The sequence below is a fragment of the Leucobacter sp. M11 genome (assembly GCF_035726885.1).
GTDB lineage: Bacteria > Actinomycetota > Actinomycetes > Actinomycetales > Microbacteriaceae > JAPFRB01.
Genome location: NZ_JAPFRB010000001.1, coordinates 213,485 through 214,542, shown reverse-complemented (window position 1 = coordinate 214,542; position 1,058 = coordinate 213,485). Strand labels below are relative to the sequence as shown.

Here is a 1,058-nt window from a genome sequence, read left to right as displayed (position 1 = left end):
CACGAGGTTGTCGGAGTACACCTGGCGCTGAGCCGCATGCCCGGAACCCTGCGCACGGGCTCCCGCGGGTGTTGCACGATCGAGGACTCGATGGACGCGCAGCGGGCCGCGAGCCTGCTCGGCATCCCGTACTACGTCTGGGACTTCAGCGACCGCTTCAAGGCCGACGTCGTGGACGACTTCATCGCCGAGTACACCGCGGGCCGCACCCCGAACCCGTGCATGCGCTGCAACGAGAAGATTAAGTTTGAGGCGCTGCTCGACAAGGCCATTGCGCTCGGCTTCGACGCCGTGGCCACGGGCCACTACGCGACGATCGTCGAGGGGCCGCACGGCCGCGAGCTGCACCGCGCGAGCGCCCAGGCGAAAGACCAGTCCTATGTGCTCGGCGTGCTCACCGAGCAGCAGCTCGCGCACTGCTACTTCCCCCTCGGGGACACCCCCTCGAAGGCACTCGTCCGCGAGGAGGCCGAGCGGCGCGGGCTCGGCGTCGCGCAGAAACCCGACAGCCACGACATCTGCTTCATCCCCGACGGGGACACGCGCGGCTGGCTCGCCGACAAGGTCGGGGTCAAGCCCGGCGAGATCGTCGACGAGTCCGGCGCGGTCGTCGGCAGCCACGAGGGGGCGCACGGCTACACGGTCGGTCAGCGCCGCGGACTCGCGCTCGGCACCCCCGCCGCCGACGGCAAGCCCCGCTTCGTGCTCAGCATCCGCCCCGTGTCGAACCAGGTGGTGGTCGGCCCGAAGGAGGAGCTGGCGATTTCCGAGATCGCTGGCGGCCGCATGAGCCTGACCGGGGACCCGGGCTTCGCCCTGGCCGAGCCCGTCGCCTGCGAGGTGCAGATCCGGGCGCACGCCGATCCGGTGCCCGCGACCGCGCAGCTCGTCCCGATCACCGAGCGCACCGAGCTGCACCGGGAGGACGCCGCCGAGGAGTGGGTCGTCCGCACCACGGAGCCGCTCATGGGGGTCGCCCCCGGCCAGACCGCCGTGGTCTACGTCGGCACCCGCGTCCTCGGACAGTTCACGATCGACCGGGCCCTGCCCGAGCCCAG

1 protein-coding gene is annotated in these 1,058 nt (G+C 71.6%); it reads left to right on the top strand.

Annotated features, from left to right (window positions below):
* Nucleotides 1-1,058: tRNA 2-thiouridine(34) synthase MnmA (gene mnmA, locus OOT08_RS01045; protein ID WP_325090734.1), on the top strand; the 1,058-nt coding region annotated here is incomplete at both ends.